This window comes from Aliamphritea ceti (assembly GCF_024347215.1).
GTDB lineage: Bacteria > Pseudomonadota > Gammaproteobacteria > Pseudomonadales > Balneatricaceae > Amphritea > Amphritea ceti.
Window position 1 is genome coordinate 4,192,126 of sequence record NZ_AP025282.1, and the last position, 18,792, is coordinate 4,210,917.

12 protein-coding genes are annotated in these 18,792 nt (G+C 48.7%); 4 read left to right on the forward strand and 8 right to left on the reverse strand.

The genetic code is table 11. The annotated features are described in order from the left end of the window. Positions 1–20 precede the first annotated feature (20 nt). Both OCU49_RS19160 and OCU49_RS19165 read right to left on the reverse strand, forming a co-directional pair. Complete coding sequence (locus tag OCU49_RS19160; RefSeq protein WP_261842148.1) at positions 21–833, reverse strand: hypothetical protein; 813 nt, start codon at positions 831–833, stop codon at positions 21–23. Then, positions 833–2,770 carry a TolC family outer membrane protein gene (locus OCU49_RS19165; RefSeq protein WP_261842149.1) on the reverse strand — a complete coding sequence of 646 codons (1,938 nt, stop codon included), beginning with the start codon at positions 2,768–2,770 and terminating at the stop codon, positions 833–835. Before OCU49_RS19165 ends, OCU49_RS19160 begins: the two co-directional genes overlap by 1 nt. Before the next feature lie 424 nt (positions 2,771–3,194). Here OCU49_RS19165 and betB point away from each other — a divergent pair, with 424 nt between their 5' ends. From betB to OCU49_RS19185, 3 genes are all read left to right on the forward strand, one after another. Further along, a complete protein-coding gene (betB, locus tag OCU49_RS19170) occupies positions 3,195–4,652 on the forward strand; it encodes a betaine-aldehyde dehydrogenase (protein WP_261842150.1) in 1,458 nt (485 codons plus the stop codon). Between the two features lie 9 nt (positions 4,653–4,661). Then, a complete protein-coding gene (gene betA, locus OCU49_RS19175) occupies positions 4,662–6,353 on the forward strand; it encodes a choline dehydrogenase (protein WP_261842151.1) in 1,692 nt (563 codons plus the stop codon). Positions 6,354–6,976: 623 nt separating this feature from the next. After that, positions 6,977–7,837 (forward strand): urea transporter, encoded by an 861-nt coding sequence (locus OCU49_RS19185; protein ID WP_261842152.1) that lies wholly within the window; start codon positions 6,977–6,979, stop codon positions 7,835–7,837. Here the strand turns inward: OCU49_RS19185 and OCU49_RS19190 are convergent. The 3 genes from OCU49_RS19190 to OCU49_RS19200 all read right to left on the reverse strand — a co-directional run bounded on the left by OCU49_RS19190 (position 7,834) and on the right by OCU49_RS19200 (position 13,076). Continuing rightward, positions 7,834–9,147 (reverse strand): sensor domain-containing diguanylate cyclase, encoded by a 1,314-nt coding sequence (locus tag OCU49_RS19190; RefSeq protein WP_261842153.1) that lies wholly within the window; start codon positions 9,145–9,147, stop codon positions 7,834–7,836. The genes OCU49_RS19185 and OCU49_RS19190 overlap by 4 nt on opposite strands. A 637-nt stretch (positions 9,148–9,784) precedes the next feature. Further along, positions 9,785–11,326, reverse strand: a complete 1,542-nt coding sequence (gene betC, locus OCU49_RS19195; protein WP_261842154.1) for a choline-sulfatase — start codon at positions 11,324–11,326, stop codon at positions 9,785–9,787. Between the two features lie 82 nt (positions 11,327–11,408). Continuing rightward, positions 11,409–13,076, reverse strand: a complete 1,668-nt coding sequence (locus OCU49_RS19200) for a BCCT family transporter (RefSeq protein WP_261842155.1) — start codon at positions 13,074–13,076, stop codon at positions 11,409–11,411. A 240-nt stretch (positions 13,077–13,316) separates the two neighbouring features. On the opposite strand from OCU49_RS19200, the gene OCU49_RS19205 reads away from it, so the two are divergent. After that, entirely contained in the window at positions 13,317–14,207 is an 891-nt protein-coding gene (locus tag OCU49_RS19205) for a LysR substrate-binding domain-containing protein (protein WP_261842156.1), read from the forward strand. Positions 14,208–14,212: 5 nt separating this feature from the next. Here the strand turns inward: OCU49_RS19205 and betI are convergent, their stop codons facing one another. The 3 genes from betI to secF all read right to left on the reverse strand — a co-directional run bounded on the left by betI (position 14,213) and on the right by secF (position 18,785). Beyond that, complete coding sequence (betI, locus tag OCU49_RS19210; protein WP_261842157.1) at positions 14,213–14,818, reverse strand: transcriptional regulator BetI; 606 nt, start codon at positions 14,816–14,818, stop codon at positions 14,213–14,215. 182 nt (positions 14,819–15,000) lie between these two features. Beyond that, the gene (rnr, locus tag OCU49_RS19215; RefSeq protein ID WP_261842158.1) at positions 15,001–17,733 is read right to left on the reverse strand and encodes a ribonuclease R; all 2,733 of its coding nucleotides are present in this window, start codon (positions 17,731–17,733) and stop codon (positions 15,001–15,003) included. Between the two features lie 131 nt (positions 17,734–17,864). Then, a complete protein-coding gene (secF, locus tag OCU49_RS19220; RefSeq protein WP_261842159.1) occupies positions 17,865–18,785 on the reverse strand; it encodes a protein translocase subunit SecF in 921 nt (306 codons plus the stop codon). Between the last annotated feature and the right edge of the window lie 7 nt (positions 18,786–18,792).

The following is an 18,792-nucleotide window of genomic DNA, read 5'->3' on the forward strand; positions in this document are numbered from 1 at the left end:
AAAGCAGCGGCTATAAAAACTTATGTTGCTTCCGGTACCTGTTCGGTGGCACCGAAATACAATGTAAAAAATACCTGCCCATCCCGACCGGTACCCGCAGACACATGGCCCAATACTTTATCGCCATGAGTTTGCAAAAACATTTCCAGTGACTGGCTATCTAGCTGCTGTAATTGCCAGGTATCACGAATAAGATCAGCCCACTGCATCACAGTCTGTTCAAGATCATATAAATTCAGATCGAACGACTGTCTAATACTGCCCTGTTCTTCGACTTCCAACATTAGCAACTGCTTGGCCGGCAATATTTTAAGTGCCTGCTGCAGATAACCCTTTGCCAACTGGCTTGCCTCTTTCTGATCCACAGGAAAACAGCCAACTATTGTCTGCTCTAATACCTCTTCAGACTGTTCAGGCCGGCATACATACTGGCTATTAACCGGCGTTAATTCAGCTCCCCACTTCAGCGCATCATAAACCATGATGCGATTCCGGGAGTCATACTTAAGACCAGTGTAAAATGCACTTGTGCTCTCCAGATAAAGCTTCAATACTGGCTTCGCTGAAGACTCAAAACCAAAATGAACCACATCTGCAGCTGGCAAACCTGCGTCATACCAGCTCCATAAATCTGCAGGTACATTTTTAAGCACCTCTGCAGGCAATAACTCCTTCAACCCCAGAGACACAAATGCATCCTTATGGATGCTAATTAAAAAACGTTCTGTTAACGCGCAACCTGGTACCAGCTTGCACGAAGTTTCATAACCGAATGGTTCTCCGCTGGCAGCATATGCCGCTTTAAACGCAGCGGCCTGCTCGGCAATCTGCATTAAGCTTCAGCGCCCGGCTGTCGATACATGCCCTGCAAAGTTGAGACATTGCGAATCCAGATCCCTTTTCGTACCGCTGCCGGCATCTCTGCTACCGCTTCTTTTGCTGCTGCAACTGTTTTGAAAGGTGACGTTATCAGGACGAAAACAATTTGCCCCGAGTCCCGCTCTGTACGGTAATACGCTGCCTGACTGTCAAGGCCGTGTTTACGAATAAAACGCTGAATGGCAACTTCGTTACCACCTTTCGCTAGCTGCACCACAAAAGCATCAGCCGGCAACTGATTTAGCCAGCCGTCTGCCTGCATGTCCTGCTCAGTATCAACAGGTGTATTCGAAAAAGAAGAGGAGGTAGTTAAAGATGCCGGTGCAGTATCTGTGGTCACAGATACTGATGTCGCTGGCTTTACATTTGCCAGCTGCTGATCATCAGACTCTGCACTGCTGTTAACATCCTGAAAAACAACACTGCGTACCCGAACGTCAGCCTGCAGGTTATTGGCTGCAAATGACTCTGCCTGCCGCACTGGCGCATTCAGCGCAGCAGCATTTTCAGCAGCCATCATCGCATCAACATCCGTGGTAACGTCAGCCCCTTGTAACTCAGCATTGATCTGCTCCAGATCCTGAACATTCAAAGTACCGGCTGCCCGTTTGAGGCGCAGAGTATTTAACAGATATTCATAGCGTGCAGCAGAAAAATCACTGCGGGCAATAAACAGATCGCGCTCAGCATCCAGTACACTGACACTGGAGATCAATCCTGATTCAAAAGATGTCCGTTTTGCATCCACCGCCAGTTCATAAGCATCAACCGAACGCTGTAATGCATTTACTTTAGTGATAGCCCCGGCAACACCGCTGAAAGCAGCACGGGTTTCACGGCCAGCCTTGCGCCATTCCTGCTCAAGCTCATCCTTGGCTTTATTATGCAGGTTGATCGTTTCCCGTACCTTGGAAGAAACTGCACCACCGGAATAAATAGGCAAGGTGAATTTAAGCAGGATATCCTGAGTATCTACTTCACTGCCACCACCAAACAAAGACCCCTGGGTTTCCCGGGTTTGCTGAGTAACAACCAGATCCAGCGTAGGATAATGACCACCTTTTTGGCGCCGCACTTCCTGCCAGGCAACCGCCAATGCATTTTGCTTGGCCAGTAACATCGGATTCTGACGCTGAGCACTTTCAACCCAGGCATCAACCATCATCGGCTCAGGGCTTACGAGCTCTAACACATCACCCAATGAAACCAGAGATTCAGGCAATGTACCTGTCAGTTCCTGCAGCCCCTGAATGGCATCACGTAAATCATTACTGATTTCAACTTCCCGGGCCTGCGCTTGCATATAACGCGCCTGCGAATCCAGCAGATCCGTCATCCGCGCCAGACCTTCTGCACGCTGGTTCTGTACCAGTTCGTAATGTTTTTCCAGTGCTGTTACTTCGGCTCTGATCGCCAGATAGCTATCGCGTTCTTTCAAAGCTGTAAAATAAGCTTCCGCGACGCGCATGACTAAGTCCTGACGAACGTCTTCCAGCTCGGCAGCAACCCGCTTTACGTCTTCTTTGGATTTTTTAAAGTTGGCCCAGTTCGCAAAACTATAAACAGACTGAGTAATCGACAGACTCATTTCATCTGTAGGATAAGAAGTACTGCCCTGACTAAACACCTGATTATCAGAGCTGACAATATCCTGAGTGGTATCCGTGCGACTAATATCAAACTTAACGTTGGGTAGCAGTAAAGCCCGGGCCTGTTCGTAGACTTCCCTGGAAGCTTCATGCTGATGAAACCCTGCCTGATAGACAGGATCATTCTCACGCGCCTGCTGATAAACATCCAGCAAGTTTTCTGCATGAGCAGATACTGGCAGAACCGCCAGCCATAAAAAATTAGCGCCCACGCGCGAGCAAAGCTCTTTCAGCTTAGCCATGCACCATATCCCCCGATATTTTTAGAATTCTATTCTGGTGCTGCAGTCATTCAATAATCAGCAATAAAACACAACTAGCAAGTCTTGATTTCCCTATCTTGCTGAAAACATTTGCTTTCTTTGCAGCTAATTAAACATTGCTGTTAATACTAGCACACTTATTCCCCTGACTCTTCCCTGAACGCCCTTTTCAAAATAGGTACTTCAAATACATAAATAGTTATTCCGCCACACCAGACAACCTGAAAATTACTCAACTTGACCATCCGCGACCATTGCCGGAAACGACCATGAATAGATTTGACAACGGATCAAAAAATCGCCAAAGTTATTTTTAATTAAATGACCAATCAATAAAAATCTAAAGCCTTCGGCCACCGCAGCTTTATTCCGCGAAACCGACTGCTAACAGGGTGCACAGACTATGCAACACGCCTTATACATTCATGGCCGCTACCAGGACGCTACGTCCGGTGAAACCTTTATTACCCGTAACCCGGCAACTGGCGAAGCGATCGGCGAAGTCCACCAAGCGTCTCTGGCGGACGTAGATGCAGCAGTAGAAAGCGCTAAAAAAGGCTTTGCTGAATGGTCAGCTATGTCCGGTGCTGACCGCGGCCGTATCATGATGAAAGCCGTTGCTATTCTGCGTGAACGTAACGATGAACTGGCAGCACTGGAAGTACTGGATACAGGTAAACCTATGCAGGAAGCTAACTGTGTAGATATTGCCACCGGTGCTGATGTTGTTGAATTCTTTGCCGGCCTGGCAGCAACCATTCATGGTCAGCAGCAAGACCTGGGCGGCAATAACTTCTTCTATAGCCGCCGCGAGCCACTGGGTGTATGCGCTGGTATTGGTGCCTGGAACTACCCTATCCAGATCGCAATGTGGAAGTCAGGCCCTTGCCTGGCTGCCGGTAACGCGCTGGTGTTCAAGCCTTCTGAAGAAACCCCGCTTTCTGTTCTTAAACTGGCTGAAATTTATTCTGAAGCTGGCATGCCGGATGGCGTATTTAACGTTGTTCAGGGTGACTACCGCGTAGGTCAGGCCTTGTCCCGCCATCCTGAAATTGAAAAAGTATCATTCACTGGCGAATGCGGCACAGGTAAGAAAGTAATGGCTGACGCAGCCGGCACTTTGAAAGACGTGACGATGGAACTGGGTGGTAAATCACCACTTGTAGTGTTTGGTGATGCCGATCTGAAAAACGCCGTTTCCGGTGCCATGCTGGCAAACTTCTACACTCAGGGTGAAGTCTGCACTAACGGTACCCGGGTATTTGTTCACGACAGCATTTATGACGAATTTGTCTCACAGGTTGCTGAACGTACTGGTCGTATGATCATCGGTGATCCTACCGATCTGGATACTCAGGTAGGCGCTTTAATTTCAGAAAAGCACATGTTCAAAGTACTCGAATATATTGAAGCTGCAAAAGAAGCAGGTGCTCGCCTGGTATGCGGCGGCAACCGTGTCACTGAAAATGGTCTGGATAAAGGCTATTTCGTAGCACCTACCGTCTTCGCTGACTGTACTGATGAGATGCCAAACGTTAAAGACGAGATCTTTGGCCCGGTAATGTCCATCCTGCGCTTCAGCGATGAAGAAGAAGTTATCCGCCGCGCTAACGATACAGAATTCGGCCTTGCAGCTGGCGTATTCACTAAAGACTTCTCTCGCGCTCACCGCGTCATTGCCCGCTTACAGGCAGGTATCTGCTGGATCAACAACTGGGGTGCGTCTCCTGCTGAAATGCCAGTTGGCGGTTATAAGCAATCAGGTATCGGTCGTGAAAACGGTATCGATACTCTGAATAACTACACCCAGGTGAAGAGCGTCTTTGTAGAGCTGGGCGACATCGACTGCCCATATAGCTGAGGTTAACTGATGAGCAATACTGAATTTGATTACATCGTTGTTGGTGCCGGCTCTGCCGGTTGCGTACTGGCCAATCGCCTGACAGAAGACAGCAACAATAAAGTTCTGCTGTTAGAAGCTGGCGGCAGCGACAAGAGTATTTTCATCCAGATGCCGACAGCTCTGTCGTATCCGATGAATACCGAAAAATACGCATGGCAGTTCCATACCGATAAAGAACCGCATCTGGATAACCGCGAAATGCACTGCCCACGTGGCAAAGTACTAGGAGGCGGTTCTTCTATTAATGGCATGGTATACGTGCGTGGTCACGCCTGTGACTATGACGAATGGGAAGAGCACGGCGCAAAGGGCTGGGGATATCAGCAATGTGTGCCGTATTTCAAAAAAGCCGAAACCTGGTACAAAGGTGAAGATGCCTACCGCGGTGGCAACGGCCCTGTTGGCACCTGTAACGGTAACGAAATGAAGCTTAATCCACTTTACCAGGCATTTATTGATGCCGGTGAAGAGGCGGGTTACCCAACGACGGATGATTACAACGGTTACCGTCAGGAAGGCTTTGGCCCGATGCATATGACTGTTGATGGCGGCGTACGCGCATCAACATCGAATGCACATTTACGTCCGGCTCTGAAGCGCCCTAACCTGACACTGATCAGCGGTGTTCTGACCCGTAAAGTTCTGCTCGACGGCAAAACAGCAACAGGTATCGAATACCAGCAAGGCGGCAGCATTAAAACAGCAACTGCCCGTAAAGAAGTCATTCTCAGCGCTGGCTCTATTGGCTCACCGCAACTGCTGCAACTGTCTGGTATTGGCCCGGCAAAAGTACTGCAGGATGCAGGTGTAGACGTTGTTCAGGATTTACCTGGGGTCGGTGAAAACCTGCAGGATCACCTGGAAGTATATTTCCAGTATCACTGCAAGCAGCCAATCTCACTGAACAGCAAACTAGGCCTGATCAGCAAAGGTATGATTGGTACCCGCTGGATTCTGTTCAAAGACGGTTTAGGCGCTACTAACCATTTTGAATCCTGTGCATTTATTCGCTCCCGCGAAGGTCTGAAGTGGCCAAATATTCAGTATCACTTCCTGCCAGCGGCAATGCGTTACGACGGTCAGGCAGCATTTGCCGGGCACGGTTTCCAGGTGCACGTTGGACCAAACAAGCCGGAAAGCCGCGGCAAGGTCTGGATCACCAGTAATGATCCTGCAGCTAAGCCACGCATTATCTTTAACTACATTGGCACTGAACAGGACAAGCAGGACTGGCGCGATACTATTCGCCTGAGCCGTGAAATTCTCAACCAGCCAGCAATGGATGAATTCCGTGGCGAAGAGATTCAGCCTGGCCTGAATATCACATCAGACGAAGACATTGACCGTTGGGTACGCGAAAACGTTGAGAGCGCTTACCACCCTTCCTGTACCTGTAAATTAGGTGCCGACAATGACCCAATGGCCGTACTGGACAACCAGTGCAAGGTCCGGGGAATAGAAGCATTACGCGTTGTTGATTCGTCCATCTTCCCAACCATTCCAAACGGCAACCTGAATGCTCCAAGCATCATGGTGGCAGAAAAAGCTGCCGACATGATTCTGGGTAAGCAGGCCCTGGCGGACGCCAATGTCGACGTATGGATCGACGAACAATGGCAGGAACGCCAACGCATAGGCGCACCAAAACGAAAGATCTGAGCCAGACCTTACCCCTGGCGGATAACAGCCTGATACAGAGCCATTATCTCCAGGGGCAAATTGTTTTCGATACCTTTGACACTCGGGCAGTCTGCCACTGGCTTCAGGCTAAGAGCTTTAGACAACTCTGCACAGAGCCTAAAAAAAACAAGGTATAGCCCACATTGCCCACCATCAGATGGCAATAGAAAAGTTCAAAACGACTGGTTTAACGAATAGTGCACTAAACACCCTCACCGTCTTTCCAGAGGTGTGCACAACGGGTTTGATTTGCGAGAGCGTTCGCTATTAATAGCGACATTTTGCTCATGGACGAGCCTTTTTCGGTCCTTAATCCACCGATCCGTATCCAGCTTAAGCATGAACTTATCGAAAACCGCCCTGCATGACAGACAATGAATCCAAAAGCAGGCTCAGAGAACCTGCCTTTTTCGTATGCCGGTAAATCACCTAAAATCGGTAAAATCTGAATAGCATCAGCACGCTATAGTCCGTACTATTCTGTTTGTGGTAATCAACGCACACATAAGCACTTACCATGCCTCACGATTATGGCCAGCTAAGCAGACTTAATCGCTCAAACAAATCTTATCTAAAGCTAAACCAACGTAGCCAATCAGATTATGCTGAAGATTCCATCTGTGATTTGCCACAACGCCATACTTCGCAGCTATGGGCAGATTTTTCTGCAACCCAGCAGCCGTGCAGGATTCCTGTTCGTCCTGGCCATTGCAGTTAACTCCCTGAGCCAGGCAATTATTGCCCTGGCAGCCATTCTGACAAGCCTTTTAACTGCCCGGCTACTGAAAGTAACCGCAACGGATATTAGTCAGGGGCTATACGGTTTCAATGCAGCCCTGCTGGCACTGGCAATCAGCAACACTTTAGCCGTCACGCTAGCCTCACTGCTTCTGATTATTGCCGGCAGCGCCCTAACTATTTTGCTGTTACAGCAGTTTCAGCAGCGCAGCGCTTTGCCGCCATTTACAGCCCCTTATATTCTCACCGGCTGGGTAATCTTGCTGATTGCCGGCGGGTTACAGCTCAGTTTACCTCCCCTGCCAACCGGCACTGAGATTGATCAGTTCTATACAGCAGTTGCCAGAGGCATCGGTCAGGTAGTCTTTCAGGATAATGCCCTGAGTGGCATTTTGTGTCTGGCTGGGCTGCTCTGTTATTCCCGGCTGGCAGCAATGTGGACTCTGATTGCCAGCGCCACAGGCGTATTCATCGCAGGTATACTCGGCTTCCCAGAGCATCTGATCAATAATGGCAGCTACAGCTACAATGCAGTACTGGCCGGCATAGCACTGGCGGCGCACTTTCCCCGCCGGTTTATACTGCCACTGCTGGGCATAGGTATCAGCATATTACTAATGCGAGGATTTCAACTGGCGGAGGTACCGGCTTTTACAGCACCTTTCGTACTGGCCAGCTGGCTGATTATTGCTGTGACATCACGTATAAAGCAGCGAAGAGGTTAGCACTCAACAGTATCAGCCAGGCTGAAGTTATTCTTGCCGGCCTGCTTGACCTGATACATCGCCTGATCCGCCTGACAAAATAACTCTTTAGCATCTGCTGCATAATCCGGGAATACAGATATCCCAATACTGACACCGACACTCAGCATAAGATCAGCACCACATTCACTGACAACATGAAAGGGCTCAGCAAATATCTGTAAAATCTCTTCGGCAATAATCACTGCTACATCTTCAGTGCTGACTTGTTCCAGTAAAATAATAAACTCATCGCCACCAATCCGGCCTACAGTATCTGAACCTCTAACAATGCGCGACAGCCGCTCAGCAATTACTTTCAACAACTCATCCCCGGTCAAATGGCCATGGGTGTCATTTATCGCTTTAAAGCCATCCAGATCGAGAAACATAAGCGCAAAACGCTGATTATTTTTCCGGGCAAATTCCACTCCACTATCTATCCGCTGCCGACATAAACGCACCCCGGGCAAATTGGTCAACGCATCATAGTTTGCTAATTTTTTCAGCTCGTCCTTCGCCAGCTCAGCTTCCTGCAATGCATTATGCAGAGCGGTCACATCATATTCGGATACTAATAACAGGAACTCACCGGTCAGCGGATGCCGGCTACTGCGAATATCAACGGTATGCCTTTGCACTCCCTGCTGAGTCACCATCAAATGGGTTCGCTTGCAGTCTTCGCCATCACGCCCTTTTTGCAATCGCTCCCGGGCTTCCTGCGGATCGGAAAAACGGCTCTCAAATAAAGATATATCTTCCGGTAAATTATCCCGTCGCTCATATCCGTATAAATTCGCAGATGCCGGATTCTCAAACAATAAATCACCATCGAGTGTGTAACTCGTCACTGCTACTGAGGCATACCTGGTTGCTTCAGCAAACAGTAGTTGCTCGGCCTCTCCCAGCTGGTGTTCTTCCAACACAAAACCAATAATCGCCCGATGCCGTTGCGGCCCCACCAACGCAGCTTTATGGCGAATAAGAACGGTTGTAGCTTCGCCGTTCGGATAGGTTGTCCAGGGATCGGAGGTCATCCCCTCCTGAGATGCTTTTTCGAAAATACCACGAATCCGGTTACGGGCACCGTCGGTATCAGAAGAAAGATCTTTATCGACAAGTTGCTGAAAATGCTTCAGCCCCCAGTATTCAACAGCCCGCAAATTACCCCACCAAAAGCCGTAGGCATCAACATCAAACACCCACACAGGGTCCGGCATTACATCGAATGCATTAAGCTGCTCAACGGTTTCAAAAACGGGCAGATGGGCAAAATCTTCTTCTGTGCTCACGCGCTTCTCCGACCAGAAAACTGTTTCTGTTAGCCGTATAGCATTATTCCTGTGAGATCCTTTTCAACCATTGCTAATAACGCTGCTGGCCTGATGCTGCTTGCCTCAGGTAAACCAAACCTGAGGCGTCTTTTCAGACTACGCCAAGATACCTGTGACACAAGTTTTCAAAACGCTATTCATCTACTCGACCAACCATTTCGGGTATAGTTGCTACGGCAACAAGCTATCTTTCAGTGCTAAAGCACAAAGGCATCAATATCAGTCAGACCTTGTTGAGCGAAAATACACAAAAAAACCGGCACTCCGGCCGGTTGAAAAAGCCACTCAAGAGTGACTCGCAAGGTAAAACTCACTTTGTAGCTAAATACTGCACTGCGCTGTTCTGCGTTATAACCCAATTCTTTTAACGTGATACTGACCAATGCAACGGTAGAGTTGAGATCAATTTACCCTGGATCAATAAGCCTATAGTCTGGCTAGCCTGAAAACCGGTAGCCGGCACAGTACCAGAGCCCAACAACACAGCGTTGAACAATAAATATTCAGGCGTTTTCATATTTCACGTATTTACTGTTATTGATAGAAATGACTGGCGGACAGCCACAAATCTGCCCGCCTTCCCAGGGCCATGTTTTTAAGACGCTTTATCCGCAATGCGCGGGAAACGTGCTTTAGCTTCCAGATCATCCAGATCGACGTTATTGCGCATGTACATGGTGCTGGAATCAAAAATAGGCTGATGATCCCACTCAGGCACCTTGCCCAGCTTATGCGCCTGAGCTACCAAACGACGGCGTCGCTGACTGATAATCACATCACGGGTAATTGCGTCGCTGTCCCAGCGCTCAGCCGCTTCAGCACGAAGCTCTGCTAACAGCTCTGCGTGCTCTTCCAGTTCAGCAAGGTTGATACGCTCCTGAGGATCATTCTTCAGATTAAACAGTTGATCAGGGTCCGGCTGCGAACAGATATACTTGTAATCACCACGACGAATCATGAACATCGGCGCGATTACACCTTCTCCCATATATTCACCAATGACTTCATCGTGTGCCTCCCCCTCTCCGGTAAGATGTGGCATCAGGCTACGACCATCAATCGGCATGGCATAATCCGGTGCTTTTCCTCCATTCGCCAGTTCAGCAAACGTCGGCAGTAAATCCATCGTCGATACAGACTCAAATACACGCCCAGCCTGAAAACGCTTCGGTGCATATACCAGCATAGGTACCCGGGCAGACCATTCAAAGTAACTCATTTTGTACCAGAGCCCACGCTCACCCAGCATGTCACCGTGATCACCTGAGAACACAACGATAGTGTCGTCAGCCATACCTGAGTCTTCCAATGCTTTAAGCAAGGCACCGACCTGATCATCTATATAACTACAGGCGCCATAATACGCACGACGTGCATTACGTACTTGCTGATCAGTTATGTTTTCACGGTTCATCTGATAAACGTGCAACAGGCGTTTTGAATGCGGATCCTGCTCATCGTCAGCCAGCTCAAAAGATGGCAGTTCAATCTCTTCATCACTGTAACGGTTCCAGTATTCCTCTGGAATCGCGTATGGATCATGGGGATGCGTCATAGATACCGTCAGGCAGAAAGGCCGTTCACCGGTATTACGGGCGCGATCAAACAGATAACGCTTGGCATGAAAAACAACCTCATCATCAAAATCCAGCTGATTAGTACGCACCGTAGGGCCAGCCTGGGTAACTGACGACATATTGTGATACCAGGTCGGACGGCTCTCGAAATCTTCCCAGTCAGGGAACCAGCCATAATCCGCTGGGTAAATATCTGTTGTCAGACGCTCTTCAAAACCATGTAACTGATCTGGACCACAAAAGTGCATCTTGCCGGATAATGCCGTTTGATAACCTGAATTGCGCAGGTAATGCGCAAAGGTCGGAATATCCGCCGGAAACTCTGCGGCGTTATCGTAAGCGCCGATTTTGCTCGGCAGTTGACCGGTCATCAGTACATAGCGGCTTGGGGCGCATAAAGGGCTATTACAATAAGCCGATTCAAATACCACTCCACCGGCAGCCAGTTTATCCAGATTTGGGGTTTTAGCCGTCTTCCCACCATAAGCTTTCAGCACTGGCGCAGCCATCTGGTCCGCCATGATGAATAGAATATTGGGTTGCTTCGCTGCATTACTCATAACATTTTCCTAACTTGTTTTATGAACGACTCCAGACCGGTAAGCCCGGAGTCGTTGCTCATCTTGGATATCAATTTAAGACTTAGGACTCTGCAGCCCGGGCCTCCTCCAACTTAGTTGAAGGCACACCCTCTTTTTCCCGTAAGCCGTCGCGGTAAATTGCTTTAAGCAGTGATACCGCCATCAGAACCATCACTAATGAGAAAGGCAGTGCACCAATAACCATTGCGGTTCTGATGGCTCCTAAGCCACCAACCAGCAACAAAGCAACCACAACAGCACCTAAAGCTACACCCCAGAAAATAATATGTGGCCGGGCTTTTGGCCCCTCATCTCCGGCAGCATTGATAGTGTTCACGATCAGCACAGCGGAATCCGCAGACGTCACCAGATACGTCATAAGCAGTATTACGATAACCACTGCCATCATCCAGCCAAGGGTATCCCCCAGAATCACCTGTACCATTGCAAAGATTTTATCGCCATCAGGCACTCCGAAAATCGCGCCATTAGCAACGCCAGACAACTCAAGATCGATCGCAGTACCACCGGAAAAAGAGAACCAGACAAAGCACATAAGAGCCGGAACAATTAACGCCCCAAGCACAAACTCACGCACGGTACGGCCCCTGGATATACGGGCTAAGAACAATCCTACAAAAGGTGCGAACGCTACCCACCAGGCCCAGTAGAAAACAGACCATGCTCCCTGCCAACCGGCCAGCTTATCGGCTGTGCCTTCTTGCCCATCTGAGTGATAAACAGTCAGCATCATCTCCGGCAACGCCAGGATGTATTCCCAGGTACCAACAAACAAAGCTTCCATACCAAACCAGGTTGAGCCGAACAACATCAGGAACGCCAGTAAAAAGATAGACAGCCCCATATTTAGGTTAGATAACCATTTGATGCCTTTCCCTACTCCAGATAAAGCAGACAAAGTCGAGGCCCCCATAATCACTATGACAGCGACGATGATACCCATCGTGGAAGCATTACCATCAGCATCCACTAGCCACTCACCAATGCCGATACGGCTCATACCTGCCACAAACTGCTCCACCCCAAAACCTAAGGTCTGAGCAACACCAAGAATAGTTGCGATAACAGCGACAATATCGACAATATTCCCCAATGGGCCTGATAACGCCTTACCGAACAGGGGCGTCAGCGAAGAACGAATTGTCAGCGGTAAACCGCGGCGATAAGAGAAATACGCTAATGCCAGTCCCGCTATGGCATAAGAAGCCCAGGCAGAAAAGCCCCAGTGAAGGTAAGACCACTTGAATGCATTCAGGTAGTTAGCCTGTGTAGCGCCATCTACAATCCCCTGAATAACATCGGGATTATTTTTAAAATGATAAACAGGTTCAGCCACAGCCCAGGTCAGCATCCCGACCCCGATACCCGCACCAAACATCATTGAGAACCAGGAAAAATTAGAAAACTCAGGAGTGTCAGCTTGCTGGCCCAACTTGAGCCGTCCGGCAGCAGGCCAGGCCGCTAAGGCAAAACACACACAGATAAATGAAGCCATGGCATATATATACCAGGTGCCAAAGTTTTCCAGAATGAAGCTATTCAGCGTACCCAGTACAGCCGCGGCCTGGTCAGGAAAAGCGATCGCCCAAAGCACCAGACTGCCGACAGCCAGCTTTGAAGTTACGGTTATGTTTATATTAAAACCTGAATAAAAGCCTTTATCCTCGGTCTTAATAGGCAAACTCGTTAATGGGGGTTTAATACTCATAGACTGCTCTTGTTTTGTTGTTTTTATTTTACGTGCCTGTAAGAAACGCTCCATTTTTAGCCTGGAGAATGCAGCCCTTACGCCTTCTGAGAAACATTGCTCAGCTTCTGGAAAGTGACAATACAACTCTGCTAACTACGGAAAAAAATGGATTCACGCCTTTCAGTTAACATTAGTATTTATTATATTTATCTAAGCTGTAAACCAGCTTAAAACTAATCATAAAAGTAAGTTGAACTTATGTTACTAAGAGACAGACTACCCTCACCTCAAAGCTTATTAGTATTTGAAGCTGCCGCCCGGCACCTGAGCTTTACTGCAGCCGCCAGGGAACTGAGTTCAACCCAGTCGGCAGTAAGCCAGTTAATGCGCGGTCTTGAGACACAACTGCAATTACAGCTTTTCAGAAGAATTTATCGGGGAGTGGAATTAACAGAAGATGGAGAGCAGCTGTTTGAGGTCTGCCAGAAAGGCTTTAACAATATCGCTGACCGTATTGAAAAGTTGCAGAACGCTAAGCAACATCCGCATATAAATGTCGCGACTGATTTCGCATTTGCCGCTTACTGGCTACTCCCCCGATTACCGGCATTTCGCGAATTACATCCCGACACTGAAGTTCGCATCATTACTTCTCAGGGGAGCCACGAAGTCAGCAGCCAGGATGCCGATGTCGCTATCCGCTTTGCCAGCCAGCCAAACGGTGAAAATCTGCCACTGTTTGCCGAACAGGTATTTCCTGTATGTAGCCCCGGCTTTTTAGCAAAACATGGCCCGGTCACCAGCCACAAGAAACTGGCTAGCCTGCCGCTACTAAAACTCGGTGCGGACGCCGGTGAAGGTTGGATGGATTGGCCAGGATTATTTAACGGTCGCCGCAGCCAGGTGCAGCCGGGAGAACCGGTACTGACATTCAACAATTACACGCTGTTGATTCAGGCGGCAATCGCCGGACAAGGAATGGGAATTGGCTGGGGGACGCTAGTAGACGAACTGATCGACAGCAAAATTTTAGTTGGCCTGAAAGACTTCAGCCTGAATACCAAGAGTGGCTACTTCATCAGCGCGCCACAGACACCGCGTCAGCCAGAAGTCAGTCATCAGTTTATAGAATGGTTACAGCAGGCTTAGCCTGCTCAAGAATACTTTTTTAATATGTCAGCCGGCAATTGCCGTTCAAGATAATCAGTAATAATGCGTTGCGCCAGATCGCCATCAATACCTGAAGGTGCCAGTGCTCCCCGAAGCCAGATACCGTCAATCAGTGCCGCTATGCTTTGCGCAACAAACACCGCCTGCTCATTTGGCAGAACTCTTTTCAGCTCAACTTTAAGATGCGTCAGCAGACGTTGCTCATTAACCCGTTGCAAACGGTAAAGAGACGGTTCATGCATTGCCTGCGACCAGAATGCCAGCCAGGTTTTAACCACTTTAGAATCCAGCTGACGCTGGTCAAAGTTACCACCAACAATCGCCTTTACCCGGGCGATAACATCATCAGTATCCGTTTCATCGAGTCGCTGACGCACACCTTCAGATAACTGCTGCAACACCGAGCGCATAGTGGCTTCGAGCAAACTGTTTTTACCACCGAAATAGTGGTTGATGATGGCAGGAGATACACCGGCATAACGGCTAATCATCGCAACACTGGCCTTCTGCAGTCCTACCTCATTAATCGCTTCCATAGTCGCGTCGATTAACTGGGGCTTTCTGATGGCAGGCATTCCGACTTTAGGCATGGGGTAACAGACTCGCTTTACTATTATTATTCTCAGACCTGATTAACCACATCTTTTAAACAGGCATTCAATAATAATTGCCTGTTTCCGCCGTGGTAGTCAAGTCTATGAATAAAATCAATCGCTTCCCGTCGCTCTTAGGCAGCTTTACACTGCCTAAAAACGATTCAGCATGGATGATTTTACTTAGCGGTTTTCTGACGCAGCTTTTTTAACTTACGTTTTTTCGCACGATTGCTTAAACCTTTCGACTGTTTTTTCGATAAGGTCATCAGCTCTTTCTCATCTTTACTGAGAGAAGCACGCACTGATTTTTTCTTCGGATTCACAGCAGGCACTTCAGAATTCACATCCTGATTTTTAGCCGGGCGTTTACGCGGAGCTTTTGCTTCTGCAACCTTACCTTTTGCCGCTTTGTTTTCCGACGGCCAGGCAGAAATCGACTTTTCTGATGCTTTTTCTACAGTGATCGACGGTGCTTCAGAAGCCAGCTGTCCATCACGATCTTCCCGCGCTTTAACAGCTCCCGGATGTGCACGCTTATGACGCTTTTTATCTGACAGCTTCGCCAGTTTAATATCGCCATCACGCAATAATTCCCGCTGACTCCGCTTCTTCTTTGCAGGCTTAGCATCCGGTCGCATGCTGCGGGCAGTTTCTAAAGTTTCACGTAATTCAAAATCAATCTTACGTTCATCAAGATCAACCCGAACAACCTGCACACGTAATTTATCACCCAGACGGAAGCTCTTACCGCTACGCTCACCCTGCAGCCGTTGATGGGCTGCATCATAATGATAATAATCACCCGGTAATGCAGAGATATGAATCAAACCTTCAACATAGGCTTCATCCAGCTCTACAAATAAACCAAAGCCAGTCACTGCCGAAATAACGCCGTCGAAGACGCCGCCTACCTGATCCTGCATGTACTCACATTTCAACCAGGACATTACATCTCGGGTAGCATCATCAGCCCGCCGCTCGGTCATAGAACAGTGTTCACCGAGCTCCAGCACCTGCTCCATAGTGTACTGATGCAGGAATGCTTTATTTTGCTCAAAACCTTCACAACGGTCCAGCTGCTTACTGTCTGTACCGTTATGAATCAGCGCGCGAATTGTGCGGTGTACCAACAGATCAGGATAACGGCGAATTGGCGAAGTAAAATGCGTATACGCAGGATAATTCAGACCAAAGTGACCTTTCTCTTCCGGGCTGTAAACAGCCTGCGACATAGAGCGCAGCATCATAATCTGAATAACATGCTTATCAGCACGACCTTCCAGAGCTTCTGTCAGCTCCTGATAGTCTGTTGGTGTCGGCTCATCGCCACCACCCAACATCAGACCTAACGGACCTAAATAGCTACGCAGCGCTTCAATACGGGCTTCTTTCGGGCCATCATGAACACGGTACAGCGCGGGTTGCTTCAGCTTACGCAATAAACGTGCAGAAGCGACGTTTGCACACAACATACATTCTTCAATGATCTTATGCGCATCATTACGTACCACAGGAATGATCTTTTCGATCTTGCGTTCATCACTGAACAGAATCCGGGTTTCAGTAGTCTCAAAATCAATAGCGCCACGCTCTACACGTGCTTTACGCAAGTCGTGATATAAACCGTACAAGTCTTCCAGATGCGGCACCACAGCAGCGTATTCTTCACGCAACGCTTTGCCGTCATCACTGTCAGCTTCCTGCAACATCGCGCCAACCTTGGTATAGGTCAGGCGAGCATGTGACTGAATTACAGCTTCATAGAATTTATATCCGCTAAGGTTACCAGTGGCACTGATGGTCATTTCACAAACCATTGCCAAACGGTCAACATGTGGATTCAGTGAGCACAGTCCATTGGACAGTAGTTCAGGTAACATAGGTACAACAAACTCAGGGAAATACACTGAGTTACCGCGCTTATGCGCTTCGACATCCAGTGGAGAGTCCGGGCGCACATACCAGGATACATCAGCAATCGCGACCCACAGACGCCAACCGCCAGACTTCTTGGCTTCACAGTAAACAGCATCATCAAAGTCTTTTGCATCTTCACCGTCGATGGTAACCAGTGGCAAATGCCGCAGGTCTATACGGTTACTTTTCGCAGACTCTTCAACTTCAGCGCTGAGCTCAGAGGTTGCCTGGCGAACATCGTCATTCCACTGATCAGGAATATCGTAATTATGAATCGCTACGGTGATTTCCATACCCGGCGCCATATGGTCACCCAGCACTTCCGTAACACGGCCGGTAGGCTTGTTCCGCTTACCTGGCGGCATCACTAATTCCGCAACAACTAACTGACCGTCGCGGTAATCTAATACAGTTTCTTCATTCGGAACTATCTGAATGTCCTGAGTAATACGCTGGTTCTCAGGCACCATATAACCGAAGCTGCCGTTACCCTGATAGCGGCCCACCAACTTGTGAGTATTTCGCTCCAGTACCTCAACGATGGCACCCTCTTTGCGGCCTTTGCGATCTTCACCGCCAACCCGTACTAACGCACGGTCACCATCAAACACCTGACGCATTTCACGGGCGCTGAGAAAAATATCATCTTTACCTTCATCAGGGATAAGAAAGCCAAAGCCGTCGCGGTGACCCTGGATACGCCCACCAACAAGGTCAAGCTTACTTAACAATACATACTGGGCTTTGCGGTTTCGCATCAACTGGCCATCACGCTCCATCGCACGTAGGCGTCGGCGCAGCGCTTCAGAAGCATCTTCGTCCTGAATTTCCAGCAAGGTTTCCAGCTGCCAGCGTGTCAGTGGCTCTCCCTGTTCGTTCAGGGTTTCCATAATCAGTTCGCGGCTTGCGATTGGCTTTTCGTATTTATCCGCTTCTCGGGCAGCGTGTGGGTCAGCCGACACGCCGGCTTCCGGCAATTCTTTTTTAGGCATTACAAGTCTTTAGGTAATTTTGTCTGCATATCAATATAACACCGATCAGCGCTGAAGGGCGTTTAACTTTCAAACAGAAAAACAAAACCGGCCATAGAAGGCCGGTTTGCAATTAATAGTGAAGGACTGGCTCAGGGCCGGTCGTCTTCCTCGTCATCTTCTTTCTCTGGTGGCATCAGATCTTCCTTACAGACACCCATTGCCAGCAGCACGTTAGCAGCTACATAAATAGATGAGTAAGTTCCGACTAACACACCGATCAGCAGTGCAATCGCAAAGCCATGGATCAGCTCGCCACCGAATATAGCCAGCGCACTCAATACCAGCAAGGTCGTCAAGGAAGTAACAATCGTCCGACCCAGCGTCTGGTTCAGAGAGATATTCATAACCTCAACCGACGTTGCCTTACGTATCTTACGGAAGTTCTCACGAATCCGGTCAGATACAACAATAGTATCGTTCAGCGAGTAACCGATAACCGCCAGCAACGCAGCCAGAACTGTCAGATCGAAGTCCAGCTGAAACACAGAGAAGATCCCGAGCACAATCAGTACATCGTGTGCCAATGCCGTTACAGCGCCAACCGAAAACTTCAGCTGGAAGCGGAATGCGACATAAACCATGACCATGAACAGCGCCAGCAACAGGCCTAAACCGCCCTGTTCACGAAGCTCTTCACCAACCTGCGCGCCAACGTATTCGTTACGGCGCAAAGTCAGATTCTGATCTTCTTCGGCTTGCAACGCAGACAGCACTTCGTCACCCAGCTTAGGATCGTGGCTCTGACCCAAACGGATCAGGATATCCACAGGAGAGCCAAAGGTCTGCACAACCGCATCTTCGTAACCCGCATCCTGTAAACGGCCACGAATCTGATTCAGATCCGGTGACTGTTCATAGCCTACTTCCACCAGTGAACCACCGGTAAAGTCGAGGCCGAATTTCAAACCATTAATTGCCAGTGAGGCAACTGATATCAGCAGTATTACAACCGACAGGCCTGCGGCAATCTTACGCAGGGCCATAAAGTTAAAGTTTTTTACACTTGCCATGTTATCC